This is a genomic window from Citrobacter sp. LST-B2 (assembly GCF_057983045.1).
Map to the genome: position 1 here is coordinate 1,986,279 of NZ_CP192598.1, position 24,472 is coordinate 2,010,750.

Consider the following 24,472-nt stretch of genomic DNA (forward strand, 5'->3'; position numbering starts at 1 on the left):
TACATCCTTTATAAATAGTAACTACCTGTACATCTAAGGTTATCACAGCGATTTGGTTTTACTGTAATCGGTCGGGATTCCGACCTTCAACCCGCGCCATCATAGCCCTGTATTCACTACGGGGCTTTTTTATGCATCAGGATTACAAAACACGCCTTACCGCGCTGAGCGATAAACTCACTGACGTGGTGCTCGAAGAAGCCGATCCGGACAACTGGCCGGGGGCGGGGAAGAAACCCAGCGAACTGACCAAAGACGAGCGCGGCGATCGATACTGGGGCAAGAAGAACGCAGCCGCATCGCTGACATTGCTGATCAAGGTGCACTCACTTATTGGCATGCAGACGCGCGGAGGTACGCCTTCTGACAATCCAGGACAGGATGATGAAGCCTTTGCGCTGGGGCAGCAGGTATCGAAGGCTGAGCGCGAAGCGGCCGCCATTATTGAGCGCCTGCAGAAAGGCAAAAAATGATTTCGTTCCTCGCCTTCTTTTTAATGTGGGCGGAGCGGATGAACTGGGACGTTCCGGACTGCCACTATCGCGCCTGTCACTGGCTGGAGCATCGCGGAAATCTCGCGGTGCTTCGCTGTTTTCGTGGGTTCGGTAAATCCACCATTCTTGCAGTGTATAATGCCTGGCGGTATTACTGCGACCGCCAGTACCGTATTCTGCACCAGTCTGAATCTGATCCGACAGCATACAAAACCAGCCGCGATACACAGAACGTACTGCGAAACCATCCGCTGACGAAAGGCATGTTGCCGGATGGACTCGGTACCGTTGAACAATGGTGGGTAAACGATGCGCTGGATATGCGTAACGGCAGCATGTACGCCAAGGGCATTCTGTCTAACGTTACTTCGGCACGCGCCAACGAATGCCAGAATGATGACGTGGAAGTCCCCCGCAATATCCAGACGCCGGAAGCGCGAGAAAAGCTGCGGTACCGCCTGGGTGAACAAACCCACATTCTGATCCCCGGTGGGCGCAAGCTGTACATTGGTACCCCTCACACGCACGACAGCCTTTATGATGAGGTTGAGTCTATGGGCGCTGACTGTCTGACCATTAAACTGTTTGAGAAAGAAAAGCGCATTGAGGCGAAAGACGCCACGCAGCTGCGCTACGTTATCCCGTTCCGGCCAGAGTACGTTTTTGCCGGGATCCATAAAGCGGCGCGATTGCTGGTCGAGGATGTTGACTATAAGCTGACCGAAGACGGCGTGGAGTTCGCTGTAGCGCCGGATACGGTTATTGATTTCTACTCAGATTGTGCCTGGCCGGAGCGTTTTAACCGCGAAGAAATGGAGAACCGGCGGAAAGAAACCCGCACAATTAACGAATGGGACAGCCAGTATCAGTTGCACAGTAAACCCGTTGGCGACGTTCGTCTCGATCCTGAACGTATCCGCGAATACAACATCCATCCGGAGATTCGCTACGCCAACCGCACCGCTTCAATGTGGCTCGGCAGCACGCAAATTGTTGGTGCCGTGGCATGGTGGGACGTAGCAACAGGCAAAGTGAAAGCGGACGCCTCGGCGTTATCCCTGATACTGACTGATGCGCGCGGCCATTTGTACTGGCATGTTTGCAAGGAACTGACTGGCGAGCTGGCTGAGTTTGACGATAACGACAAGATCGCCAGCGGGCAGGTGGCGCAAATCAAAGAGCTGGTTATCAGATACCAGATCCCCGTTGTCTGCGTTGAGGTGAACGGCCCCGGCAGCTTCGCGGGCAAATTGCTGCGGCAGGCACTAAAAGGAACCGGCTGCGGCGTTCGGGAAGAGTTCAGCGTTACCAATAAACAGAAGCGCATACTTGATGCGTTCGAAGCGCCGCTGTCCTCACGGTTCCTGTGGGCGCACACCGACGTGCTGGATGGCCCTATGTACGACCAGATGCGTGACTTCAACCCGGCACTGACCAACCAGCCGGACGATTATATTGATTCCGGCGCGGGGGCGATTAGTGCAACTCCGGTGCGTATAGGTAAAGTGGTCGGGATTCCGACCGGGCAATCGCGCGAACATTGGCAGTTAAGTGATGGAGACCATGAGGTTGAAGTCGATTATTAACCTGCCAGAGGTTACACGCCATGCCGGTACCGAATCAGACCCCCTATATTATTTATAACGCCAACGGTCTGACGACCGTTTTTCCCTTCGAGTTCTACATCATCAGCGCCAGTGATATTCAGGTGAGCATTAATGGCGCGTCAGTTACTACCGGTTTTACCGTGTCAGGTGTGGGTAACGTTAGCGGTGGTGATATTACGTTTGTAACTCCGCCTGCTAATGGTGCTGTTGTTATGCTTGAGCGTGTCGTCCCGACGTATCGGTTGACCGACTATCAGGACAACGGTGACCTGTTGGCAAGCACGGTGAATAAAGATTTTGACCGTCTCTGGATGGCAATTCAGCGCTCATTTATCTACCTGGGGCTGGCACTTCGTCGTCCACTGCTGGGAGGGCCATACAATGCCGAGGGGTACCGTATTGAGAAGCTGGCAACACCAGAAAACCCTCAGGACTCTGCAAATAAACAATATGTAGATGATATCTATGCTTATTTGATGCAAACTGTGCAAACGGCGATAGACACAATAAAAAATGGATTATATGGCTATAACACGAAGAGGTCTTTTGAGCTGGGTAATACCCTCGACTATCCTAACGACATTCTTCTCCAGGAAAGCACAGGCGAATGGTTCAGGTGGGATGGAACACTACCAAAAGTAGTCCCCCCCGACTCTACACCTGAGAGCTCCGGGGGGATAGGAAGTGGTAAGTGGCTTAGTGTTGGCGATGCTAGCTTAAGGTCTGATCTTGCGTCCAGTAACGGGGCGTCGTTTATTGGCGATAAGTACTTTGGAACACTTGAGAATTACCTCGACAATAATGTTGTAAAACTGACTTTCTCTACAGTCGCAGATCTAAGGGCTGGTGTGTTATCTAATGCGCACCATGTTGTTTTTGACTCATCGTACAATGGAATGATGGTCGAATGGTCTGGTTATTACTCCAAGAATGATGGCGGTGGAAATATTGGAGTAATCCGCAGTGGATCCGCTACTGATGATGGCGGGCATATATTTTCTATTGCAAGCGGCATGTATGTAGAGTCCTTATATCCGACAAGGGCAAGGCAGTGGGGGATTAAGTACGATGGTGTAACAGATTCTCTCACTCGATATAATGCTGCTCGTACTTATCTCTCAGGCATTGGCGAAGCATTATACTTTGACGGTGCTGGAACTGTTTTTTTCTCTGGCGGTCGGCCTGATTTATCAGGATTAAAAATTCATGCTGATGAAGGCATCACATTTAACATTGATGAAAACCCCAATACAAAGGACTTGTTGTTATTAACAAACTTAAGGATTTCAAATCCGGTAAGCGGGACAACATTAATTAAACCTGCAAATACATTTATTGACTTGAAAGAGTTATACAATGTGGCTCCAGGTTTAGTTAATATGTCTTTAAATGAGAATTCATCCATTATTGATTTGACAACGTGGACACAGGCGGTCTACAACGTTTCTACTGGTAGTATAAGTGGATCAGGAACTGGTACAGTAACACCAAGCCAGGTTACATGGGCAGCAGATTTTTCTGCAAACCCACAAGTCTTGTATCCGGCTTCATTCGAGAATGGTGCGCTTTATGAGATGAATGCATTCACAAGTGGATTGTCAGAATCTTGTGGAGTATTCATAAAAACTTCAAACCTTGTTATTTATGCTTCAGTAACAGTTGCATCAGCAACTTTAAGTGTTAGAGGTTTTAATTTTTTAGGAACTCAAACAATAAATGAGTCCTACACCCTCCCTAACGGCGGGGCGTATGGATGGGTTAATAATCAGCAGGTTAATCTTGGATTTGTTGTTAATGATTCAGTAATGACATTTATTCTTAACGGCTTGCCAGTTTATAGATTCAATGGAACTGTCGTTAATGCAGGATTCATTTTGTCACAGGCCGGAGACGCCACAGGTGTTATTTTTCTGGATTGTCTGAAAACGTCAAATTACAAAGCGAGAGTTAAGCGTCCGTTAAATATTGGGGTAATAGGTGACTCAATTAGCTATGGCGCATGGTGCAGCAACGATATAACAAAACTATTGCCCTCTTTTATACAGAACTCAGACAACGTAGGTAAGGTATCAATTACAAATTATGCGGTGAGTGGGACCAGTTCATCTTATTGGTCTACTGGCGAAGGATCAACAATAGATTACTCATCTCACAACGTTGTACTTTGCATGATCGGAACCAACGACCAGCAAGGCGGTACCGCTGTAGCTCAGTACGTAACAAACGTTCAGACCATAGCAAATAAAATAGTTGCCGCAGGTGCTATCCCTGTTTTTGGCATTTTCCCAATTTTTACTGTTGAGGAAAATAGCGGTATTCACGGTGTAACTACTGCTAACTATGCCGCGCATGCAAAATATACTCATGCGCTGAAAAAGTTCTGCATACAAAATGGCTATGAATTTGCTGATATGCGTAGAAACTTTGGGGCTAATATTGGGTGGTATGGTGACAACATTCATCCGACAGTAGAGGGGCAAATAAGCATTATGGCTTCATGGACAGAGGCTATAACACGGATGCTGAAAAACAAAAAAGGTTACTTGCAATAACTATCTATCGAAATGTTCGTGTCTTCATGATAGTCAGGATTCCGACCACGCTAACGCCTTACCCTCACCACTAAATTAAGTGGACCCCACGGGGGTAAGGCATGAGGATGAACAACCATTCAGATCTGGCGGCAGGTGCCTCCTATATCACGTCCGGCACCAGTGGTATCTACTGGCTATTGCAATTACTCGATAAAGTCAGCCCAAGCCAGTGGGCTGCTATCGGTGTGATCGGTAGTCTTCTTTTAGGGCTACTCACGTATCTGACTAATCTGTACTTCAAAATTAAAGATCGTCGCAAAGAGGCTCAACCCTATGGCCAGCAACAGGACTAAGCTTAGCGCTGCTGTTCTGGGACTGGTACTCGCCGGTGCGCCAGCGTCGGTAATTCTCGACCAGTTCCTGAATGAGAAAGAGGGCAACAGCCTGATAGCATATCGTGACGGCGGTGGGATCTGGACAATATGCCGTGGTGCCACGATGGTTGATGGCAAGCCGGTAGTGCAGGGCATGAGGCTGACGCAGGCGAAATGTGACCAGGTAAACGCCATCGAGCGTGATAAGGCTCTCGCCTGGGTAGAGCGAAATATCAAAGTGCCGCTGACAGAACCGCAGAAAGCGGGGATCGCGTCGTTTTGCCCGTACAACATCGGCCCCGGCAAGTGCTTCCCCTCCACGTTCTATAAACGAATCAATGCCGGTGACCGTAAAGGCGCATGTGAAGCGATCCGCTGGTGGATTAAAGACGGCGGTAAGGATTGCCGGATCCGTTCCAATAACTGCTACGGGCAGGTATCCCGCCGTGACCAGGAAAGCGCGTTAACGTGCTGGGGGATAGACCAGTGACCCTTAAAGCGAAACTGTCAGCGCTGGCCGTTCTGCTGGCGCTGTTCGCTGGTACATATTACGCCGGATATCTGAAAGGCTGGTATGCGCACAGCGACAAGGTGAACAGCGAGCACGCAGAAAAGAACAAAAAGGCTGAGAAGACCGTCGCCACCGGCGAACAGAAAGCGGCGAACGCCAGCAGTGAAGGAAAAGTAATTTACCGGACCATTTATCATGATGTGGTGAAATATGTTAGCGACCCGAATCATACTAAGTGCGATTTTGACGATCACGCTGTGCAGCTGCGTCAGCGCGCCCTCGATGCGGCCAACTCCATCAGCGGATTTGATGCAGGAGCCGTGCAAGGGGGCGAGCAAAGCCGGAACTGACAGCGACGAAGATCTCCTTGCCGATATAGAAACTGCTGAATGTCTTCGCCAGTTGCGACTGGATAAGTACCGCTGGCAGGCATGGTATAAGGCGACGGAATAGCATAAAAATAGAAGAATACAGATACTATACTACGCGTATATATTTGATTTATATAACGCGTTATTTTTTGCTATATTCTTCTTAATGTAGCTATCTGTATGATATTTAATAATGTTTTTTCGGTCTTGAAAACCGGCGACCCGAAAGGGTTCCAGAGTTCGAATCTCTGCGCTTCCGCCAGATTAAAAAAAGGGGTTACCGAAAGGTAACCCCTTTTTTTTGCGGTTGGTATAGTGTGGGTATAATCACTTGGTATATTTCCCCATACGGCAATAATATCCGTCATCTTTTCTTATCATTGTGCGATCCTGGTGCTCAGGCGAATAACGTTTGCCAACGATTTTTATCGTTTTAAATGCATATCGCTTCTATTTCTGTTTAAACGTCAAGGGTGCGGTCAGTCTGTCCGAATGGAACATGTCCACAGCATGGCGAGAATTTTTTTGCCTGTAGAGTGTGTTTATCTCGTGCACGTTAAGCACAATAGCGCTATCGACGATATCCTGCATCAAGCCTGCGCTGCTATAAACAATAGCGTTGCTCATTATTTCTGCTTCTTGCGCACAACAGACTTAATGATCTTTTATTCTGCTCGCGTTATGCCAGACGCAGATAGGGTTAATGGCACATGTATGACCAATGGAGAGCAGACAATCCATGCGAATAATGTGTCTATTATTGGCCCTACAACGGAAGCGCGAACGACAGGTGTTCTGTCGCTCCCGTTTAGCCAACCACACAGGTGAAGTAATTATTATCATTTAAAAGGGTTAAGTGAATTTTACTCAGCTAAATAACCACCATCAATGGGATAAACGCCTCCGGTACAAAACGCTGAATTGTCTGATAGCAAAAACAATATGAAGTCTGCTATTTCTTGCATTCTTGCCATCCTTTTCATTGGGTGACTATTTGCGAAACTGCGTACGATATTTTCAGGGAATTCACTCATTCGTGGGGTCTGGACATAGCCCGGCGCGACCGCATTGATTCGAATGCCTTGACATGCAAACTCAAGCGCTGCGGTTTGGGTTAAGCCGATTATACCATGCTTAGCCGCGGTATAAGGTGCCAACCCAGGAATGCCAACCAGTCCATTTACTGCAGATAAATTAACAATAGAGCCACCAGACTTTATCATCTGAGGTATCTCGTATTTTAAGCAGTAAAAAATGCCGCTCAATGAGGTGGCAATGACCTTATCCCAGTTTTCAACTGTCTGCTCTCTAATATTTTTATCATGCTCTCCTGTTAAGCCTGCATTATTTACAGCATAATCAAGCCTGCCAAAATGTTTGATAACGTCATCTATCATTTTCCGTACTTGTTCAGGCTGCGACACATCACATCCGATCCCTATTGCTTGTTGTCCCTGTGAAGATAACCGTTTCGCTTTTAGTTTAGCCTGCTCTGATGAGCGGGATATAATGACGACCTTCGCACCCTGTTTGTGTAATTGCTCTGCGACGGCTTCACCTATACCTGTAGTACTTCCTGTTATCACAGCTACTTTATTCTGAAAATCCATAATTCCCCCTATGAAGTAGGATTGAGTCTTACTGCTGGGGTAGTATACAAACTCGCTGTGACAGTTTTTGTCAGTACTCTTTCCCCACGCAGATTCCTTCTTTAATTCTCCATTTTTTCAATAAAGTCGTTCTGCTTTCCCTGTACGTGGAATCCAGTTGCACAATCTCTTCGATTTGGTCAGTTCTGAAATGACGAAAATCATTTCTCATCTCACACCATGCAACCAAAAGCCAGCATGATTCCATATATATCAACGCGATGGGCCATATGACCCGAGAAGAGTAAACATCTTTCTTGTCACGATACGTTATGTTGATTCTTTTTTGATTTTTAATAGCACTACGAATGTCTTCGAAAAATAACTCATTCTTTTCTGAAGGGCCGGTCAGATAGGATTGACTCTCAATAAGATTTTTTAATTCACCGGGGATAACGGCATGTATTTTGGCAAGCGCATTCCTTGCGGTGTTTTTGAAATCATAATCCGTATTATGAGAAACCCAATTTAACCCAAGTATAATAGCATTGATTTCTTCATGAGAAAGATTTAAGGGAGGTAAATGAAAGTCTGACCTGATGATATATCCAATTCCTGTGCCTCCTTCAATAGACACGCCCTGGTGTTGTAGCGTTTTAATATCTCTGTAAAGGGAGCGTACACTTATTCCTAATCGATCTGAGAGAGCGGAAGCTGTGATCGGATATCGTTGCGCCCTTAATATCTGTAATAATTCGAGAAGCCTTTCTGTTCTGGTCATGTTGAAAAATCCATCTTGATCATGGGACTTGATCTTAAAGCACCTGCCGGATAAGCATCTTAATACAAAACAAATGTACCTGCTTAAGTTGAGTGACTCCCCGTTGATTGATATCCCCCATATGCTATGCGTCCTTCAGCGGTGATGATGGACATAAACATCTACTCTTTGTTCAATAGGGACCTTCAGTTTTGCCAGCTTGTCCACGCTATGCCATGGGCTGACAGTGCGTACGTCACTACTGCGCCCAGGTTTTCCATTGAGGGGAATAGTGTGCATATCGGAACACCCGTTCCGGGGCAGATTTGTCCCTGGCTGGGGGAGCCCGGAATGCGATCCTCCCGAGAGGATATTCCGCTTATCCTCTGAGGAAGCTGTGGATTATTAAAGCTCGTGTTGGGTAGTCGAGAGTAAATTCAATATTCTCTCCGTAAGTTTATCCTCATAACCTTCCTCTACCGGGTGATTGAACTTTACAAGTGGAGCAGAACTTCTGGTTTGCTCATATGATCTCTCAAGTAAACCAGGTTCACCACTTAGGGTGTTTACCACCGTAGATAAAACGTTAATAGCAACCTTTGATGCGTGCAGATCGAGGCTCAGATCATTAAGGTTTTTCTCGAGGATTTCAATGCGTTCATTTACGTCAGCCATGTAATCTCCTGGGTATCTGGGAATAGAGGATTCAAACTAAATACGTATAACATCAAGGTTATATGAACCCTGGGTGGATAAATATTCAGCCAGAGCAACGATATCGTCCTCCGCGAGTGTATCGATGTTGACATGCTGAGAGCGCTGACAGGTCAGTACTTTCATCAGTCGTTCTCCTGTGGTTGGTCTCCACAACATTGTAAAACCGTCCAGTAACAGCATTTATCAGCGCCACTCGCTTTGCCTGCGATTTTGTAAAAGCAACGATCGCCGCTTTGGTAATCCATAATATTGAGTAGACATGGGTCTTGAAGGTTGCTTTTTGCTGCCAAAAAGTCGACCACTATCCCGGATAGCTTTCTTCACAACGATCGGGGCAGCGGGACGTGGTTGCATTTTTCCAACAAGCTCCGCAAAGCGTTGTTGTGGGGGTGGACAAGGCGAGCAGGAAAACGCTCTGTCTTTGTCATAATAGCCACCTGTTTTTCATTATATTTATTAGCCATTCATTCACCTCAGTCTATCTTTCTGACAAGCATAAATAAGCGTAGAACAAATTTAATGAATTCGAAGCATCATCAATGCGGACATATCTGCCTCAGCGCAAAGTGCGGTAGCCAGATGTCTATTCAGCTGTGGTCGAGGATAAGCCCTTGGCAATAAACGTCTTCGCGAACTGTTTCGTTAACACGCCAGCGGTTTTCGCTTCGTTATATGCCGATTTTTTCATTCTCTTTTTCCTTAATCCTCATCAGGAATAATTGAAATATGCCCATTACGCTCCAGAATGGCGTATTTAATTTTACCCGGCTCCGTAATGCCCTGGCTCTGCCGGGCAGCCACTAAGATATCGTCGAGAGAGACATCTACCATTTTCATCTTTTCCATTAATGGTTCGCCGTGTTCCAGCAGAATAACCGGTGATCCATCGAGAGCAGATTCAGCCCCATGCATCTGTTTTTTAATGAATCCGAACAATATGTCGATCGTCACCAACGTGACAATGGTGAGCATTGCTCCGGTAACGGAGAAATCATTGCCTAATAATGCCTGCTGTGTGGCTTCGCTAATAATCAACAGTAAAATCAGGTCGAAACTGGTCATCTGTAATAACGCCCGGCGTCCAGCAATCTTAAACACGACCAGTAAAATAAGATATATGGCTAAGGCCCTCAGCACCATTTCCATACAGACCTCCTATGGATAAATAAATTGCCTGAAATCGATTTCAGGGCCGGAGTTTAATTGAATAACACTTTTTGCGCTGCCAGGCTTTACGGGGGTAACGAGTAACCAGATAGAGGTATCTTGCTGATTTTCATGTGTGTTATACACCAGGTACAGCTCCTCTCCCTTGCTGTACATGCTGTCAGGTTGAGGCCAGATATTCGCTGTCTCATAAAAAGAATTGAAATCTCCACCAATGCGATAAATATTCTTCCCGGATCGTTGGTCTGTAGCAGAGATTTTTAATTTAAATTCTGTTTGCAATCGACCAAACCGTTCAAAATTTAATGTCACCTCCCCGGTAGTATTCGTTTTCACCGAATCACTGAAATAACCACCAGAAAAAACACCGACTATGGCCAGGGAAATAATACACAGTAAAACAACAAACCCAATCTTATGAAATCTCGCTTCAAAATTCAGAAAACGCTGACTCTCTTCAATGCCGGGGACTTTCATGTTTTCTCTGGGCATCTTTAACCTCACCGTTTCGCTTGTATCCCGTCAGTTATCTGATTCGTAACACTATTACCTTTTAAGACTCTTCCAGTTTGCCAGATTAAGGAATAGCAATCAGACTTAATAAGTCAAGTCGACAATGAGATGAGGGTGAAATGAAATTATCCGTGGCACCATTACTATGTTGTTTTTTAATCCCGACAGTGTTTGCTGACGATAATGGTGGGCTGAAAAAAGATACGGCACCGCCGCCGCCTCACGCCCTGGATGAGGGGTATCGTGGTGTTGAAGATGCGAGAACCATGACGGTTCAACAAGCTAAAACCATGCATGACGGCGCAACCATCTCTCTGCGTGGTAATCTGATTGACGATCTGGGTGATGATAAATTTGTTTTTCGTGATAAAACCGGCAGTATCCATACGCTGATTCCACTCTCTGTCTTTGATGGTCGCACGGTAAAACCCGATCAAATGATCAGTATTAACGGCAGTCTGGACACCAAAACGCAACCGCCTGTGGTTCGCGTTAACAGAATACAAAAGTAACAATACTGCTGCTCGGCCCATTGCTGACGTTTGTAAGCTGTTAACAGTTGTTTTCTGATACCACGTGAAGGGAGGGGCGCCAGTGAATCGACAACGCGATCCACTGGCGAGAGGAGAATTAAAGAACCATGCTGGCGAGCAGGATAAATATCAGTCCGCAGATGGATAACAGCGTTGACATCAGCGTCCAGGATAGCAGCGTCTCTTTGGTTGTCAGGCCGAAGAAGTCTTTAATCATCCAGAAGCTGGCATCGTTGACGTGGGAGCAGATACAGGAACCCGCTCCGGTGGCCAGCGTAATCAACGCCAGGTTAGTGTTGGGATGTACCGCCAGCAGCGGGATAACCAGTCCGGCAGTCGAGATCGCTGCTACGGTGGCAGAACCCAGGCAAATACGCAGGAACGCGGCAACGCCCCAGGCCATCAGAATCGGATTAATATCCATGCCTGAGACCAGAGTAGAAATGTACTGACCCACGCCAGAATCGATGAGCACCTGCTTGAATGCGCCACCACCGCCGATAATCAGCAACAGTCCTGCGATACCGGCAATGGCTTTGCCGCAGGAGTCCATCAGTTCAGGGATTGTCTTTCCGCGACCCAGACCCATGGTATAAATCGCGAACAGCAACGAGATCAGCATTGCAATCGTCGAGTTACCTAAGAACAGTAATACGTTATAGAACGTGCCTGACTCCGAGGCGTTTTTAGCATGGGTCATCTGGATAATTGTCACTACCGCCATCAGGATCACCGGCAGCATCGCGGTGAGAAAGCTGATGCCAAAGCCGGGCATTTCGTTTTCGCTGAACCGGCGGGTCGCACCGAGGGAGGCAATATTCCCCTCTTTTTTAAACGCGTCAGGAATAATCCGCTGACAGAATTTGTTCAATATCGGCCCGCAAAGAATAAATGTCGGAATGCCGACAATAATGCCGTAGATCAGTACCAGTCCCACATCTGCGCCATATTCACGGGCAATAACGGTTGGGCCGGGATGCGGGGGTAAAAAACCGTGCGCGACCAGCAAACCGGAAAGCATGGGCACACACATAAACATCGGCGATATTTTCGCTTCACGGGCGATGGCGAATAAAATAGGCACCAGAAGAATTAAGCCAACTTCGAAAAAGAGTGCGATACCGACGATAAAGGCTGAACAGACTACCGCCCAGTCAAGCCGCTTTTTACCGAAATAATTCAGCATGGTCAGGGCGATTCGCTGTGCGCCACCCGCGTCAGCCAGTAAGCGACCGAGCATCACGCCGAAGCCAAAGATTAAACCAATATGGCCCAGCGTACCGCCAAGGCCGGATTCGACCGACGTGACGACTTTATTCAGATCCATTCCACTGGCAATGGCGACAACAATCGAGACAATAATTAAGGAAACAAACGTATTGAGTTTAATTTTAATGGTTAAAAGCAGGAGTAAAGCAATCCCTGCCACAACGATAATTAGTGGCATAACGTCCTCTCATTGTAGGGTTGCGACCGGTCATAGTCCGACTACACAATGTTTTAATAATGTGTAGCCGGGTTATTTAGCGGTCTGGATATTATTATTTTTGCTTTAAGGTGTTATTCATATAATCGTTCAGGGCCGCACCGATTTTATTCACATCGTAAACACAGCCCGTCCACGTCCCACCGCTCACTGCCTGAAGCATCGCCCAAAGCCGGGTATCGTCTGGCAGTTCCGGATCAGGAAGTAAATCCTGATGGCTGGGTCTGGCGTTCAATATTGCGGTAGCCTCCTCCCGTGAGGGTAATTTTTCATCGTTACGGGTTCCGAGGAAATTGACTTCGCCCTGAAGTTCGCGGCAATCAATTTTGATTTCAATAATATCCCCGGTGCGTAATTTACTGATTGGCCCCCCGGCGAGGGCTTCCGGTCCCACGTGACCAATGCACGCGCCAGTGGAAACGCCCGAGAAACGCGCATCCGTGATCAGGGAGACATGCTTACCATAAGACAGATGTTTCAGGGCGCTGGTGACCTGGTAGGTTTCTTCCATCCCGGTACCGGAAGGGCCAACGCCGATAATGACCAGAATATCGCCTGCTTTAATTTTGTCGTGCTTGATATCGTAAATTGCTGTTTTCTCGGACAGATAAACCTTCGCCACCCCTTTATGGTAATAGATGCCTTGATCATCAATTACCGAAGGGTCAATGGCGGTGGATTTGATCACCGATCCTTCCGGAGCAATATTGCCAACCGGGAAGGTGATCGTTGAAGTCAGGCCACGCTCCCGTGCGCGTTGCGGTGACATGATCACCTCGTCGGCGTCGATCTGTTCCTGGTCGCGCAGCAGCTGTTTGAATCGCTGCCGCCGCTCGGAGTGTTCCCACCAGTCGAGGTTCTCCTTCAGTGTGCTGCCGGTTACGGTCATCACGTCTTCATGCAGCAATCCAAGACTGCGAAGATGCAACATCACTTCCGGCACACCGCCTGCCATGAATGCATTCACTGTCGGGTGATAAACTGGACCATTCGGGAGCACGCTCACCAGTCGGGGCACACGCTTATTGATGCGGATCCAGTCGTCAACGGTCGGAACATGGCAGCCTGCCTGATGGGCAATCGCCGGGATGTGCAGCAGCAGGTTTGTTGAACCGCCGAACGCTGCATGAACCGTCATCGCATTCTCAATCGCTTTGTCGGTAAGGATTTCCCGGGTAGTGATACCTTTTTTACATAAGTTCAACGCTGCCCGCGCGGAGGCTCTGGCGATCTCTTGCCATACCGGCTCACCGGAAGGGGCTAGCGCAGAGTGCGGGATCGCCAGCCCAAGACCTTCGGCCACCACCTGCGATGTCCCGGCGGTACCCAGAAATTGACAGCCGCCGCCAGAGGAGGCACAGGCCTTACAGCCAGCACGACGAGCGTCCTGTAGCAATAACTCGCCATTGGCGAAGCGTGCGCCGATGGTCTGCACTTTGCCGTTATCTTCTCCATCCTTCGCGGGCAGCGTCGCGCCACCAGGCACCAGCACTGTCGCTTTGTCATGCTGCGCGGCGAGGGCCATCATGGTGGCCGGGAGTCCCTTATCACAGCTCGCCACGCCAATAACGGCTTTCGCATCGGGCAAGGAGCGGATCAGGCGGCGCATCACCATTGAGGCGTCATTACGGTATGGCAGTGAATCAAACATGCCCGTTGTACCCTGTGTTCGTCCGTCGCAGGGATCGGAAACATACACGGCATAGGGTAGGGCGCGGTTCGCTTTGATCACCTCTGCTGCCGCTTTCATCTGGATATCCAGCTCGTAGTGACCCTGGTGCAGCGCCAGTGCGATGGGCTTACCGTCTTCCCCGCGTAACCCTCCCAGCGTGCTGAGCAGTAAAATGCCGTCGCGATCCAGCTCATCCGGAGACCAGCCCATTCCGGCATTCATCGTCATCCCGAACAGATCCCCGCTCGGGCGGTTGATGAGCATCTCCGCCGTCAGCGGCAGTTCACCGTCAGGCCCGTCAGCGTGCGTTCTGACGGTGTAGATATCGTGACTCTCGTCAGCAAAAATAGAGCGAACAGACATGATCTTCTCCTCAGAGCGATATAATTCCCTGCGCGACCAGCAGTGCATGGACTTTTTCTTTGGCTTCTTCTGACACATCGAGAATCGGCGGCAAGCAATACGTCTCCACCGGCAATCCCACGCACTGCATGCTGTATTTGATCAGTGAGACAAACGGCGTTTCCAGGGCGTAAATCGCCGGCAGTTGCAGCAGCTTTTGATTCAGGGTAGCGGCAGTTGCCAGATCGCCCTCGCGCCAGGCGTGATAGATACCGACAGAGAGCTCCGGAGCAAAGTTCGCGCTGGCGGATATTGCGCCATCGCCGCCCAGCAGCAGGGTGTTGAGTAAATGGTCGTCGTAGCCGCAGAAGACCGAAAATGACGGGCGCACTGACTTAACGGTGTTAATCATCGTGCGCAGATGGCCGACGCTGTCGATAGTGTCTTTGATCCCGACGATGTTCTCATTTTGCAGCGCCAGACGTTTCACGGTCTCTGGGGTTAAGTCCTGACCGGTCAGATCCGGAAAGTTGTACAGGATCACCGGCAGCGTGACGCTACGGGCGATCTGCTGGTAATAGTCGTCAAGATTGCGTGACGCGACTTTCCAGTAGTAGGGGTTAATTGCGACGACGCCGTCAGCGCCGCAGGCCTGGGCATGTTGTGCCAGTTTGACCGCTTCATCAGTAGAAGGCGAACCGACGCCAATCAGGACCGGAACCCGACCACCGACAACGGCAACGGCTTCTTCGGCGAACGCCATTCGCTGGGCGGTATTCATCTGGCTAAATTCACCCCCGGTGCCAAGGTAAAACAGCCCGTCGACTCCCTTATTGATCAGGAAGTCGGCAACCTGACGCATTGCTGTTTTATCAATGGTCCCGTCACGATGAAACGTGCTGGATACCGGTGGAATAATGCCGCTGAATTTTCTCATTACCTCAGTTTCCTTTTCGTAAATACTCATTTTCGTTTCTGTAGCCCAGCCCATAAGATATTTGCCCGGCACATTTGCGGAGCAGTTCCAGATAGCCGTCGATCTTATTTCCTGAATAAACCACAGGATCGCCTGACAGCGAGATCGCATAGTTGACCCGGTTATACATATTGAATACCGGCATACTTAAACATACCGCTCCATAGGTTGATTCTTCACTGTCTATGGCCCATCCCCGAAGTCGTGTTTTTTGCAACTCCTCCAGAAATAACTTTTTATCGGTTAACGTATTGCGCGTATGCGGCGTTAACGTGATCGCATCTAAAAAATAATCCAGTTCTTCCCGTGTTTTCCAGGCTAATAACGCTTTACCCAGCGCGGTAATGTGTAATTCCAGTTTTTTGCCAATCCAGCTTTTACTCGTTGGCACTGATTCCGGGCTTTCAACCTTGTCGAGATAGATAGCAGAATAGCGCTCCATTGCCCCCAGGTGACAAACCAGGCCGCTTTTCAGCGACAGCTCCTGCATAGGCCGTTTCGTCACCTCAAAGATATTTTGGCGGTGCAGTGCCTGACAACCCAGTTCGTAGTTTTTTATTCCCAGCGAATAATGGCCGTTTTTGTTTTTAATTAAGAAGCCGCACTCCACCATCACATTTAATAAATTAAGCAGGCTGCTTTTGGGATACTGGAATTCTTTTAATAGCTCCATATAACTCGCCACGCCTACCCATGCAATATGGGTTAATATTTTTTCGGCACGGACTAATGAATTACACCCTTTGCGAACCATACTGGCTCCCTCCTGTGGTTAGAATAAATAATATCGGCATTGCACAGTTGAAAATATGCCTTGTTCAACATGCTGAACCGTAATGCGATGATTAAATGTGATCTTGTACGCAGTTTTAATAGCAGAATTATCGCACTGCCAGTACGCTGAATATGAATACCTGAAAATGAAAGACGACAGGTCGTCGTGGCATGATAAAGTGTAAATTGCACAAAGAACATTCGAGGTTTGCGCGATGCAACAAATTGATTTTTACATGGTTGATGCCTTCAGTACCACGACGTTTGGCGGCAATGCCGCAGCAGTCTGTCCGCTAACCGAATGGTTGCCTGATGAGACGTTACTGAAGATGTCTAAACAACATAACCAGTCAGAAACGGCCTATTTTGTCCCCGCTGAAAACGGCTTTGAGCTGCGCTGGTTTACCACGCAGGGAGAGATCAATCTGTGTGGGCATGCCACGCTGGCGGCTGCTCATGTCATCTTTGAACATCTGGATTATCCGCGCGACAGTATCCATTTTACTACCCGATTTGTTGGCCCGCTGACTGTTGCACGTAGCGGTGAATGGTTGACGCTGGATTTTCCTGCCTGGGGAACCGAGTCCGTCACGCCGCCGTCTCTTCTGCTGGAGGCGTTGGGTATCACGGAATACAAAGACATGCGCGTTGGGCGGGATTATATGGTGGTGCTGGATAATCAGCAGCAGGTTGACGCGCTGCGCCCGAATATCCACGCGATGATCCCTTTAGGGAAAATGGTTTGTGTCACCGCACCGGGTGAAGGGAAATACGATTTTGTCAGCCGTTTCTTCTGTCCAGGAGAAGCCGTAGCGGAAGATCCCGTTACCGGTTCAGCGCATAGCATGCTCATTCCTTACTGGGCGGAAAAACTGAACAAAACGGAGATGCTGGCGTATCAGGGGGCCGAACGCGGTGGGGAGCTACGCTGTCAGAGTGCCGGGGAGCGTGTACATATCGGCGGACAGGCAACCACGTATCTGCTGGGTAAAGTTGTGTTGCGCTAGATAGCACTGATACCAGTCACTACAAAACTCACAAAGTCAGGATGAAGGCGCATCATGCTTAAACCGGAGTATGTCATCAGATTGAACGTCTGTCGGAAAATGACCGTAAAAAGCCAACAGCCGTAATAAATCCGATCGGCAAATACATACCCCCGCTCATTGAGCAATGTCAGAACCGCATTCTCATCCATCTTATTTTATCCATACATACTGGATGGCGTACTGAGCGGAAAAGGGACATGAAAAAAAATTCCAGCGTTGCCATCCTGCTCACCGGCCAAGAGATACGTTGAAACCAGCAAAACGGCGATCGCCGGGGATATAAGTTCAATCAATCTTCATTATGGTATAGGTCTGTTCTATTGATCTGACGCGCTTAACGACTCGCTGCCGTTCGGTATGTTAGTCACACGTAACCTGACGGTGACGCCCGCAGGGGGATCAAGCGGATAATCCCTGCGACATCAAATGAGGAGGGAGTATGTTTTCTTACATCATGCTGGGTACGAACGATCTGCCACGTGCGATCGGTTTCTACGATCCGTTAATGGAGCTGCTTGGGCACCCGAAAGCAGGCCGCGGCGAAGAGGGCGCATCATGGGGGATGTTCAGTGAAAACCACACCACCGGATTGTGCGTTGGCAAACCCTTTGATGGCCAGGCCGCAGGTGTCGGTAATGGCACGATGGTGGCGCTGAATGCCCGATCCGTCGAACATATCCAACAACTTCACGCGCTCGCTCTTCGCCTGGGCGGCGCGGATGAAGGCGCGCCGGGTCACAGACCACAGTATGGACAAGGCTTTCATAGCGCCTATGTCAGAGATCCCGACGGCAATAAGCTGGCGTTTGTCTACTATGCAGACGAATACTGAACATATCTTATGCAACAGGCTCCACCAACACTGCAGGGGTTTGATGTTTCCACGCCCGATCAGGTGGCGGATGCAATTAGCGCTGGTGCGACGGGGGCCATTTCAGGCTCTGCCATCGTCAGGATCATTGAGAAAAACAGAGATAATGAGGAAACGATGCTGGCTGAGTTAAAGGCATTTGTGATGAGCATGAAAGCGGCAACGCGTCAGCAGTAAGTACGTTTCTATTGCCTGTCGGTAGCGGCAGGCAATGGGTGACGCGACCCTGAATCTGGCGATCAATTCCGTCATCCTCATCTTCGCAAATATGGCCTGGGATGGTAAATGAGGCAATGTCTGCGACGACGGGCGTGATTTCGACGGCGATCACATTTTTCCGACCTGCGCATATCCCTGCTGAAATTACGTGTTACCATTCATCTCATAAATACCTTTCAACTCAACCCGAGGCTTTGATGCTGGAGAATGTAATCATCTGATAATCAGTTTCCCCGACCTTTTCAGGCTGACTGATTATCAATGCGCCGAAATCGAATGCGGACACCGCTGTGTGTTTGCACGTTTTGCACATGATGATTAAACAGGTTTTCCAGTATGAATTTATCCCGTCAGGAACAACGTACCTTACACGTTCTCGCCAAAGGTGGACGTATTGCGCACGTCCGCGATGCGTCAGGCCGCGTCACCGCCGTTGAATGCTACAGCCGCGAAGGGCTGCTGCTCGCCGACTGTACACTTGCCGTCTTCAAAAAACTCAAAACCAAAAAGCTGATCAAATCCGTCAATGGTCAGCCGTACCGCATTAATACCACCGGGCTGAACAACGTGCGTGCTCAGCCAGATAACCGCTAAGGAGAGCGTTATGACAACACGCAACTTCACTATTCATATTACCGATGAAAGTGATACCAACGACATCCGGGAAGTCGAAACCCGCGCCTTTGGCTACAGTAAAGAGGCCTGCCTGGTGGCTTCTTTGCTCGAGGACGACACTGCGCGTCCAACGTTATCGTTGCTGGCCAGACAGGAAGGTAACGCCGTCGGGCATATCCTGTTTACCCGGGCGACATTCAAAGGAGAAATGGATTCCCCTCTGATGCATATCCTTGCTCCCCTGGCGGTCATCCCTGAATACCAGGGGAGGGGCGTGGGCGGATTATTGATTCGTACCGGTATAGAACACTTACGCTCGATGGGATGCCAGTGCGTTTTTGTTCTCGGTCATGCCACTTACTATCCGCGACATGGATTTGAACCCTGTGCAGGAGACAAAGGCTTTCCCGCGCCTTACCCCATTGCGGAGGAACATAAGGCCTGCTGGATGATGCAGTCCCTCTCCGCACAACCCTTTGATCGTGCCGGCGACATCCAATGTGCGCAGGCCTTAATGAAACCGGAGCACTGGCGTGAATAACAATCAGACTGAACGCTCTCTTACTCGTAACGCAATGAAAGGAATTAACTAATGGATATCCCACGTATTTTTACGATTAGCGAAAGCGAACATCGCATTCATAACCCGTTTACGCCGGAAAAGTATGCCACATTGGGCCGGGTGTTACGCATGAAGCCGGGAGCGCGCATTCTTGATCTCGGCAGTGGTTCTGGTGAGATGCTCTGCACCTGGGCGCGCGATCACGGCATTAACGGTACCGGTATCGACATGAGCCAGCTTTTTACTGCCCAGGCAAAACAGCGTGCTGAAGAGCTTGGCGTCAGCGAACGCGTCCATTTTATTCATAACGACGCGGCGGGTTACGTCACGGACGAAAAATGCGACGTGGCGGCCTGTGTTGGCGCGACCTGGATTGCCGGTGGCGTAGCCGGAAGCGTCGGGCTGTTGGCAAAAAGCCTCAAGCCAGGCGGAATGATACTGATCGGTGAACCTTACTGGCGTCAGGTTCCCGCAACGGAAGAGATCGCCCAGGCCTGTGGTGTTTCGTCGAAGGCTGATTTTATCACCCTTCCTGGGCTCGTCTCTTCTTTCAACGAACTCGGCTATGACGTTGTGGAAATGGTGCTGGCAGACCAGGAGGGCTGGGACCGATATGAAGCGGCGAAATGGCTGACAATGCGCCGTTGGTTAGAAGCTAATGCAGAGGATGATTTTGCCGATGAGGTTCGCGCGGAGTTGACGATAGCGCCTGAACGCCATGTCACCTACACCCGGGAATACTTCGGTTGGGGCGTATTTGCGTTAATCGCACGATAAAGTAAGTAATGCGGCATAGCCTGAGGGCTATGTCGTATTCTCTCCAGAAGAGAAGCGTCGTGGCGAAAGCAACGACCGTATTAAATAATTATCACACCTGAAACCTTCTTCCTTTCTGTCTCACAAAGACGTCCGGCCAGGTGCGTCCACAATTAATCGTTAAAACAGCGAAAATGGATTGTTTCTGTGACGCGGTTATAATAATTATTTAATAATCCATAAAAGGTTAGGGCCTGTTTTTAAATACGTTAAATAATTTCTTGTTAATAATTAACATTCTCTTCTCTTGTGTTTGTAGGATAATTCAGTATTTTCAGAAGATTCTTAAAATGTATTTTTGATAATTCCTAAGATTGATGCTGATATTTATTTACTTTCCTGGATGGCGATTAAATAATCCTGGTTTTTTTATGATTTAACACGTTGTTGTGTTGATTTATTGTTTCTGTTTGTTTTCTGTATTGTTACACCATATGACTTTTTTGTTTTTTGTAACAAATTGATATTTATATAAATATGTTGGTTTTTGTTAATATTCCGATCTGGTGTGACGATAGAAATAAGAATAGTGATAGTTTTTTCCTATCATGATGTATTAGATTGAACAGTTATATCATTTGGCAGTTTTTTTAAGTTAAGTGTATATTTGCGAATAGCGATACAAGGAGGGATAACGTGGTTGTCGATGATAAAATTTCTCCACTGATCGCTCTTGCGCTGAGTGAAATAAAAAATTGGGCAGCGAGGCCATCAGATCGGAAACCATTCTGCTTTCTTCCTGCAATGTGGGTACAAACACGATGCTGTTGCGCCATAGTCGCTGAATATACATTAGTGAGTATTTCAGATAAACAAGATAATTTGTTCCTGAAACAACATATAAACTATAGTGATTCTATTAGTCTGATTATTGAAAAACTTAAGGATGCGCAGGCTAAGGAAGGTGCGAACAAGTTCCTGATATGAGATCATCATATTCATCCGGAGCGCATCCCAGAGGGACATCATGAGCCATCAACTCACCTTCGCCGATAGTGAATTCAGCACTAAGCGCCGTCAGACCCGAAAAGAGATTTTCCTCTCCCGCATGGAGCAGATTCTGCCATGGCAGAATATGACCGCTGTCATCGAGCCGTTTTATCCCAAGGCGGGCAATGGCCGACGGCCCTATCCGCTGGAGACCATGCTGCGTATTCACTGCATGCAGCATTGGTACAACCTGAGCGACGGTGCCATGGAAGATGCCCTGTACGAAATCGCCTCCATGCGCCTGTTTGCCCGATTATCCCAGGATAGCGCCCTGCCGGATCGCACCACCATCATGAATTTCCGCCACCTGCTCGAGCAGCATCAACTGGCCCGTCAATTGTTCAAGACCATCAATCGCTGGCTGGCCGAAGCAGGCGTCATGATGACCCAAGGCACTTTGGTGGATGCCACCATCATTGAGGCGCCCAGCTCTACCAAGAACAAAGAGCAGCAACGCGATCCGGAGATGCATCAGACCAAGAAAGGCAATCAGTGGCACTTTGGCATGAAGGCCCACATTGGTGTCGATGCCAAGAGTGGCCTGACCCACAGCCTAGTCACCACCGCGGCCAACGAGCATGACCTCAATCAGCTGGGTAATCTGCTTCATGGAGAGGAGCAATTTGTCTCAGCCGATGCCGGCTACCAAGGAGCGCCACAGCGCGAGGAGCTGGCCGAGGTGGATGTGGACTGGCTGATCGCCGAGCGTCCCGGCAGGGTAAAAACCTTGAAGCAGCATCCGCGCAAGAACAAAACGGCCATCAACATCGAATACATGAAAGCCAGCATCCGTGCCAAGGTGGAGCACCCGTTTCGCATCATCAAGCGGCAGTTCGGCTTCGTGAAAGCCAGATACAAGGGGCTGCTGAAAAACGATAACCAACTGGCGATGTTATTCACCCTGGCCAACCTGTTTCGGGTGGACCAAATGATACGTCAGTGGGAGAGATCTCAGTAAAAACCGGAAATAACGCCAGAAATGGTGGAAAAAATAGCCTAAATAGGCTGATTCGATGTGTTTGCGGGAAAAAAATCGGCCCAGATCCGCGAAATTTTAATCAGCGAGTCAGCTTGGGAAGAAATGACCTGCTTATTCGCACCTTCCCTAACAGTGGGGAGCAGACGTGTGAGTTCTGCCAGTTTATGGCGAGGATGAATCGGGCGGATAAACACACGCTCAATGCGATTGTTTGTCTGGATACCTATGCTGACGCTTCGCAATATCTGGGGTTGAGCCAGAAGTCGATATACTCAAGGTTGTACAGTATTCTTGAACGTATTAACGTAAGGGATAAGCGGTTATTTTTTCGCTGGTATAAATATATGTTGATTCATTCAACAACATTCCGGCCTCAGGGCCTGAATATTGTCCTTTCTGTGGCGGATTTTCCACCAGGCTCAGAAGTGAATGAAACGATCAACGGGCACTGAAACGTAACAGAAAAGGGAATCCTTACGGATTCCTTTTTCGCGTGTCCTGTTCAGCACGTCTATGGCAAGGGAGATCCGGCAGGGGGCACCCCTTGCCGCATCAGACTGATATTCTATACAGATGATAAGCCCTTCCGGGTTACGTCAGGATTGACGTTCGTGAATTGAATGGCTTTGGCTACCTGATGTGGGCCATTAAAACCGAACATTTACTGCGACGCCTGTTAGCAGAAAAACATACGTTATGGGCTAAGACCTGCTTTAGAGAGGGAACTTACTGATACCCGCGTTTGCTTCTTCAGACCGCAGTCAGAGTTGTTTTTCGTACAGGCGATAGCGCTTATAGGCAACTCCGCCGATGCGTTCCAGGATTGTGCGCATCCCGCTATTAGACTCCAGAATCCAGGACATCTCCAGCGCGTCAATATGGTGTCTGGCAAACGGGTCGCGTAATGCCTCTATTAACAGCAGAGCCATGACCGGGCCAATGCGGCTGAACTGATATTCCTGACGAACGCCCATCAGAGGCACCCGCGCGGTGCGCACACCGCTCACTTTTAGTCGCCAGAGCAGTTTGGCCCAGCCGAAAGGCAACAGCCGACCGTTGAGATCGGCGATCGCCTCATTAATATTCGGCAGGCCAACGATAAAGGCGCAAGGCACCGAATCTATTTCAGCAATGTGAATCATATCGTCCGGAACAAGGAATTTGAGCTGCTCGCCCATGGAGGCGAATTCGTGTTCCGTGAAGGGGACAAATCCCCAGTTGTGCTGCCATCCGGAGTTGAAAATTTCACGCAGAATCTGCATTTCTTCACTAAACCGCTTACGGTTGATGCTGCGAATGGTGACCTTTTGACGCACCTGATCCATCAGTCGGACCAGCGACGGTGAGAAAGATAAATCTGTGCGCTGCATCCAATAGGCAAGCAGATCGATTCCTTTGGTGTATCCCAGTTGTTCCACGTGAGCGCCATAATAGGGTTTCCCGTGTGGCATCAGCGCGCAGGGCGGCGTCTCAAAGCCATCAACCAGCAGGCCGCTTTCCTGGTTAATGTTCAGGCTAAAAGGTCCGGTGATTTTTTGCGCCCCGGCGGATTTCAGCCATGATTCGGCGGCGGCAAACAGTGCGCTAAAGACCTCAGGGTCGTCGATGGCATCGAGCATGCCAAAATGACCCGTGTCGTTGCCATACCGTTTGCGATGCAGGGTGTCAATTTGTGCCGTGATGCGTCCGACGACCCGTCCTGCTTTTTTAGCGATCCATGCCTGCCAACGAATATGTTCAGAACCCGGATTTTTCGCGGACAGATGCTCTGCACGTTCAAGGTGCAAGGGGGCGATCCAGCTGTCGTCGGCGCAATAAAGTGAAGAAGGGAAAGAGATAAACGTGTTGAGGTCATGTTTATTCATGACTTTTTGTATCTGAATCATAAACAGCCTTAAATAAAAAGTGCAGAAATAAACATAATTACACTGACTGCTATGTTGTCAGTCGA

The 24,472-nt window shown here is 48.8% G+C and carries 24 protein-coding genes and 3 pseudogenes; 16 read left to right on the forward strand and 11 right to left on the reverse strand.

What is annotated here, in order from left to right:
- Positions 1-131: 131 nt before the first annotated feature.
- From ACQ0PY_RS09430 to ACQ0PY_RS09455, 6 genes are all read left to right on the forward strand, one after another.
- Positions 132-473, forward strand: a complete 342-nt coding sequence (locus ACQ0PY_RS09430) for a hypothetical protein (protein WP_150547102.1) — start codon at positions 132-134, stop codon at positions 471-473.
- Positions 470-2,080, forward strand: a complete 1,611-nt coding sequence (terL, locus tag ACQ0PY_RS09435) for a phage terminase large subunit (protein ID WP_150547103.1) — start codon at positions 470-472, stop codon at positions 2,078-2,080. Before ACQ0PY_RS09430 ends, terL begins: the two co-directional genes overlap by 4 nt.
- 20 nt (positions 2,081-2,100) lie before the next feature.
- Positions 2,101-4,653 carry a tail fiber/spike domain-containing protein gene (locus ACQ0PY_RS09440; RefSeq protein WP_150547104.1) on the forward strand — a complete coding sequence of 851 codons (2,553 nt, stop codon included), beginning with the start codon at positions 2,101-2,103 and terminating at the stop codon, positions 4,651-4,653.
- 107 nt (positions 4,654-4,760) lie between these two features.
- Positions 4,761-4,988, forward strand: a complete 228-nt coding sequence (locus ACQ0PY_RS09445; protein WP_150547105.1) for a phage holin — start codon at positions 4,761-4,763, stop codon at positions 4,986-4,988.
- The gene (locus ACQ0PY_RS09450) at positions 4,969-5,499 is read left to right on the forward strand and encodes a lysozyme (RefSeq protein WP_150547106.1); all 531 of its coding nucleotides are present in this window, start codon (positions 4,969-4,971) and stop codon (positions 5,497-5,499) included. The genes ACQ0PY_RS09445 and ACQ0PY_RS09450 overlap by 20 nt, the downstream gene beginning before the upstream one ends.
- Positions 5,496-5,870: a hypothetical protein gene (locus tag ACQ0PY_RS09455; protein WP_150547107.1), complete on the forward strand. Its 375-nt coding sequence runs from the start codon at positions 5,496-5,498 to the stop codon at positions 5,868-5,870. Before ACQ0PY_RS09450 ends, ACQ0PY_RS09455 begins: the two co-directional genes overlap by 4 nt.
- 884 nt (positions 5,871-6,754) lie before the next feature.
- On the opposite strand, the gene ACQ0PY_RS09460 is transcribed toward ACQ0PY_RS09455, so the two are convergent.
- From ACQ0PY_RS09460 to ACQ0PY_RS09480, 5 genes are all read right to left on the reverse strand, one after another.
- A complete protein-coding gene (locus tag ACQ0PY_RS09460; RefSeq protein WP_109740142.1) occupies positions 6,755-7,501 on the reverse strand; it encodes an SDR family NAD(P)-dependent oxidoreductase in 747 nt (248 codons plus the stop codon).
- A 70-nt stretch (positions 7,502-7,571) separates the two neighbouring features.
- Positions 7,572-8,261, reverse strand: a complete 690-nt coding sequence (locus tag ACQ0PY_RS09465; protein WP_109740143.1) for a helix-turn-helix transcriptional regulator — start codon at positions 8,259-8,261, stop codon at positions 7,572-7,574.
- Between the two features lie 384 nt (positions 8,262-8,645).
- Entirely contained in the window at positions 8,646-8,915 is a 270-nt protein-coding gene (locus ACQ0PY_RS09470; RefSeq protein ID WP_044258129.1) for a hypothetical protein, read from the reverse strand.
- Positions 8,916-9,656: 741 nt separating this feature from the next.
- Positions 9,657-10,103 carry a DUF421 domain-containing protein gene (locus tag ACQ0PY_RS09475; RefSeq protein WP_043001087.1) on the reverse strand — a complete coding sequence of 149 codons (447 nt, stop codon included), beginning with the start codon at positions 10,101-10,103 and terminating at the stop codon, positions 9,657-9,659.
- Positions 10,104-10,112: 9 nt separating this feature from the next.
- Positions 10,113-10,601 carry a hypothetical protein gene (locus ACQ0PY_RS09480; RefSeq protein ID WP_224788345.1) on the reverse strand — a complete coding sequence of 163 codons (489 nt, stop codon included), beginning with the start codon at positions 10,599-10,601 and terminating at the stop codon, positions 10,113-10,115.
- Positions 10,602-10,756: 155 nt separating this feature from the next.
- Here ACQ0PY_RS09480 and ACQ0PY_RS09485 point away from each other — a divergent pair, with 155 nt between their 5' ends.
- Positions 10,757-11,149 carry a YdeI family stress tolerance OB fold protein gene (locus ACQ0PY_RS09485; protein WP_044264009.1) on the forward strand — a complete coding sequence of 131 codons (393 nt, stop codon included), beginning with the start codon at positions 10,757-10,759 and terminating at the stop codon, positions 11,147-11,149.
- 118 nt (positions 11,150-11,267) lie between these two features.
- Here the strand turns inward: ACQ0PY_RS09485 and ACQ0PY_RS09490 are convergent, their stop codons facing one another.
- The 4 genes from ACQ0PY_RS09490 to ACQ0PY_RS09505 form a co-directional block, all read right to left on the reverse strand.
- On the reverse strand, positions 11,268-12,617 hold the full coding sequence (locus ACQ0PY_RS09490) for a GntP family permease (RefSeq protein WP_043001084.1): 1,350 nt from the start codon (positions 12,615-12,617) through the stop codon (positions 11,268-11,270).
- A 94-nt stretch (positions 12,618-12,711) separates the two neighbouring features.
- A complete protein-coding gene (yjhG, locus tag ACQ0PY_RS09495; protein WP_109740145.1) occupies positions 12,712-14,691 on the reverse strand; it encodes a xylonate dehydratase YjhG in 1,980 nt (659 codons plus the stop codon).
- 10 nt (positions 14,692-14,701) lie between these two features.
- Entirely contained in the window at positions 14,702-15,607 is a 906-nt protein-coding gene (locus tag ACQ0PY_RS09500; RefSeq protein WP_043001082.1) for a dihydrodipicolinate synthase family protein, read from the reverse strand.
- A 4-nt stretch (positions 15,608-15,611) separates the two neighbouring features.
- Positions 15,612-16,400, reverse strand: a complete 789-nt coding sequence (locus tag ACQ0PY_RS09505; RefSeq protein WP_043001081.1) for an IclR family transcriptional regulator — start codon at positions 16,398-16,400, stop codon at positions 15,612-15,614.
- Positions 16,401-16,635: 235 nt separating this feature from the next.
- On the opposite strand from ACQ0PY_RS09505, the gene ACQ0PY_RS09510 reads away from it, so the two are divergent.
- The 9 genes and pseudogenes from ACQ0PY_RS09510 (at position 16,636) to ACQ0PY_RS09550 (ending at position 22,973) form a co-directional block, all read left to right on the forward strand.
- Positions 16,636-17,427, forward strand: a complete 792-nt coding sequence (locus ACQ0PY_RS09510; protein WP_109740146.1) for a PhzF family phenazine biosynthesis protein — start codon at positions 16,636-16,638, stop codon at positions 17,425-17,427.
- A 481-nt stretch (positions 17,428-17,908) separates the two neighbouring features.
- Positions 17,909-18,301 carry a VOC family protein gene (locus ACQ0PY_RS09515; protein WP_044258118.1) on the forward strand — a complete coding sequence of 131 codons (393 nt, stop codon included), beginning with the start codon at positions 17,909-17,911 and terminating at the stop codon, positions 18,299-18,301.
- Between the two features lie 18 nt (positions 18,302-18,319).
- Positions 18,320-18,517 (forward strand): annotated as a pseudogene (locus ACQ0PY_RS09520) (tryptophan synthase subunit alpha); the annotation flags it as partial.
- A 378-nt stretch (positions 18,518-18,895) separates the two neighbouring features.
- Positions 18,896-19,153, forward strand: coding sequence for a YjhX family toxin (locus tag ACQ0PY_RS09525; protein ID WP_043001077.1), 258 nt, complete (start codon positions 18,896-18,898; stop codon positions 19,151-19,153).
- 10 nt (positions 19,154-19,163) lie between these two features.
- Positions 19,164-19,711, forward strand: a pseudogene (locus ACQ0PY_RS09530) (GNAT family N-acetyltransferase).
- A gap of 55 nt (positions 19,712-19,766) precedes the next feature.
- Positions 19,767-20,513 carry an SAM-dependent methyltransferase gene (locus tag ACQ0PY_RS09535; RefSeq protein ID WP_061070267.1) on the forward strand — a complete coding sequence of 249 codons (747 nt, stop codon included), beginning with the start codon at positions 19,767-19,769 and terminating at the stop codon, positions 20,511-20,513.
- Between the two features lie 675 nt (positions 20,514-21,188).
- Positions 21,189-21,479: a hypothetical protein gene (locus tag ACQ0PY_RS09540; protein ID WP_446894202.1), complete on the forward strand. Its 291-nt coding sequence runs from the start codon at positions 21,189-21,191 to the stop codon at positions 21,477-21,479.
- Positions 21,480-21,519: 40 nt separating this feature from the next.
- Entirely contained in the window at positions 21,520-22,500 is a 981-nt protein-coding gene (locus ACQ0PY_RS09545; protein WP_164593909.1) for an IS5-like element ISKpn26 family transposase, read from the forward strand.
- On the forward strand, positions 22,482-22,973 hold the full coding sequence (locus tag ACQ0PY_RS09550) for a hypothetical protein (RefSeq protein ID WP_446894207.1): 492 nt from the start codon (positions 22,482-22,484) through the stop codon (positions 22,971-22,973). The genes ACQ0PY_RS09545 and ACQ0PY_RS09550 overlap by 19 nt, the downstream gene beginning before the upstream one ends.
- Before the next feature lie 51 nt (positions 22,974-23,024).
- Here the strand turns inward: ACQ0PY_RS09550 and ACQ0PY_RS09555 are convergent.
- Together ACQ0PY_RS09555 and ACQ0PY_RS09560 are read right to left on the reverse strand one after the other, a co-directional pair.
- Positions 23,025-23,182: pseudogene (locus tag ACQ0PY_RS09555) on the reverse strand (deoxyribose-phosphate aldolase); the annotation flags it as partial.
- A gap of 100 nt (positions 23,183-23,282) precedes the next feature.
- A complete protein-coding gene (locus ACQ0PY_RS09560) occupies positions 23,283-24,407 on the reverse strand; it encodes an N-acetyltransferase (RefSeq protein WP_109740148.1) in 1,125 nt (374 codons plus the stop codon).
- Between the last annotated feature and the right edge of the window lie 65 nt (positions 24,408-24,472).

Coding starts and splice junctions, on each gene's coding strand:
- ACQ0PY_RS09430 (WP_150547102.1), top strand. CDS start 132: ATGCATCAGGATTACAAAACACGCCTTACCGCGCTGAGCGATAAACTC.
- terL (WP_150547103.1), top strand. CDS start 470: ATGATTTCGTTCCTCGCCTTCTTTTTAATGTGGGCGGAGCGGATGAAC.
- ACQ0PY_RS09440 (WP_150547104.1), top strand. CDS start 2,101: ATGCCGGTACCGAATCAGACCCCCTATATTATTTATAACGCCAACGGT.
- ACQ0PY_RS09445 (WP_150547105.1), top strand. CDS start 4,761: ATGAACAACCATTCAGATCTGGCGGCAGGTGCCTCCTATATCACGTCC.
- ACQ0PY_RS09450 (WP_150547106.1), top strand. CDS start 4,969: ATGGCCAGCAACAGGACTAAGCTTAGCGCTGCTGTTCTGGGACTGGTA.
- ACQ0PY_RS09460 (WP_109740142.1), bottom strand. CDS start 7,501: ATGGATTTTCAGAATAAAGTAGCTGTGATAACAGGAAGTACTACAGGT.
- ACQ0PY_RS09465 (WP_109740143.1), bottom strand. CDS start 8,261: ATGACCAGAACAGAAAGGCTTCTCGAATTATTACAGATATTAAGGGCG.
- ACQ0PY_RS09470 (WP_044258129.1), bottom strand. CDS start 8,915: ATGGCTGACGTAAATGAACGCATTGAAATCCTCGAGAAAAACCTTAAT.
- ACQ0PY_RS09475 (WP_043001087.1), bottom strand. CDS start 10,103: ATGGAAATGGTGCTGAGGGCCTTAGCCATATATCTTATTTTACTGGTC.
- ACQ0PY_RS09480 (WP_224788345.1), bottom strand. CDS start 10,601: ATGAAAGTCCCCGGCATTGAAGAGAGTCAGCGTTTTCTGAATTTTGAA.
- ACQ0PY_RS09485 (WP_044264009.1), top strand. CDS start 10,757: ATGAAATTATCCGTGGCACCATTACTATGTTGTTTTTTAATCCCGACA.
- ACQ0PY_RS09490 (WP_043001084.1), bottom strand. CDS start 12,617: ATGCCACTAATTATCGTTGTGGCAGGGATTGCTTTACTCCTGCTTTTA.
- yjhG (WP_109740145.1), bottom strand. CDS start 14,691: ATGTCTGTTCGCTCTATTTTTGCTGACGAGAGTCACGATATCTACACC.
- ACQ0PY_RS09500 (WP_043001082.1), bottom strand. CDS start 15,607: ATGAGAAAATTCAGCGGCATTATTCCACCGGTATCCAGCACGTTTCAT.
- ACQ0PY_RS09505 (WP_043001081.1), bottom strand. CDS start 16,400: ATGGTTCGCAAAGGGTGTAATTCATTAGTCCGTGCCGAAAAAATATTA.
- ACQ0PY_RS09510 (WP_109740146.1), top strand. CDS start 16,636: ATGCAACAAATTGATTTTTACATGGTTGATGCCTTCAGTACCACGACG.
- ACQ0PY_RS09515 (WP_044258118.1), top strand. CDS start 17,909: ATGTTTTCTTACATCATGCTGGGTACGAACGATCTGCCACGTGCGATC.
- ACQ0PY_RS09525 (WP_043001077.1), top strand. CDS start 18,896: ATGAATTTATCCCGTCAGGAACAACGTACCTTACACGTTCTCGCCAAA.
- ACQ0PY_RS09535 (WP_061070267.1), top strand. CDS start 19,767: ATGGATATCCCACGTATTTTTACGATTAGCGAAAGCGAACATCGCATT.
- ACQ0PY_RS09545 (WP_164593909.1), top strand. CDS start 21,520: ATGAGCCATCAACTCACCTTCGCCGATAGTGAATTCAGCACTAAGCGC.
- ACQ0PY_RS09560 (WP_109740148.1), bottom strand. CDS start 24,407: ATGATTCAGATACAAAAAGTCATGAATAAACATGACCTCAACACGTTT.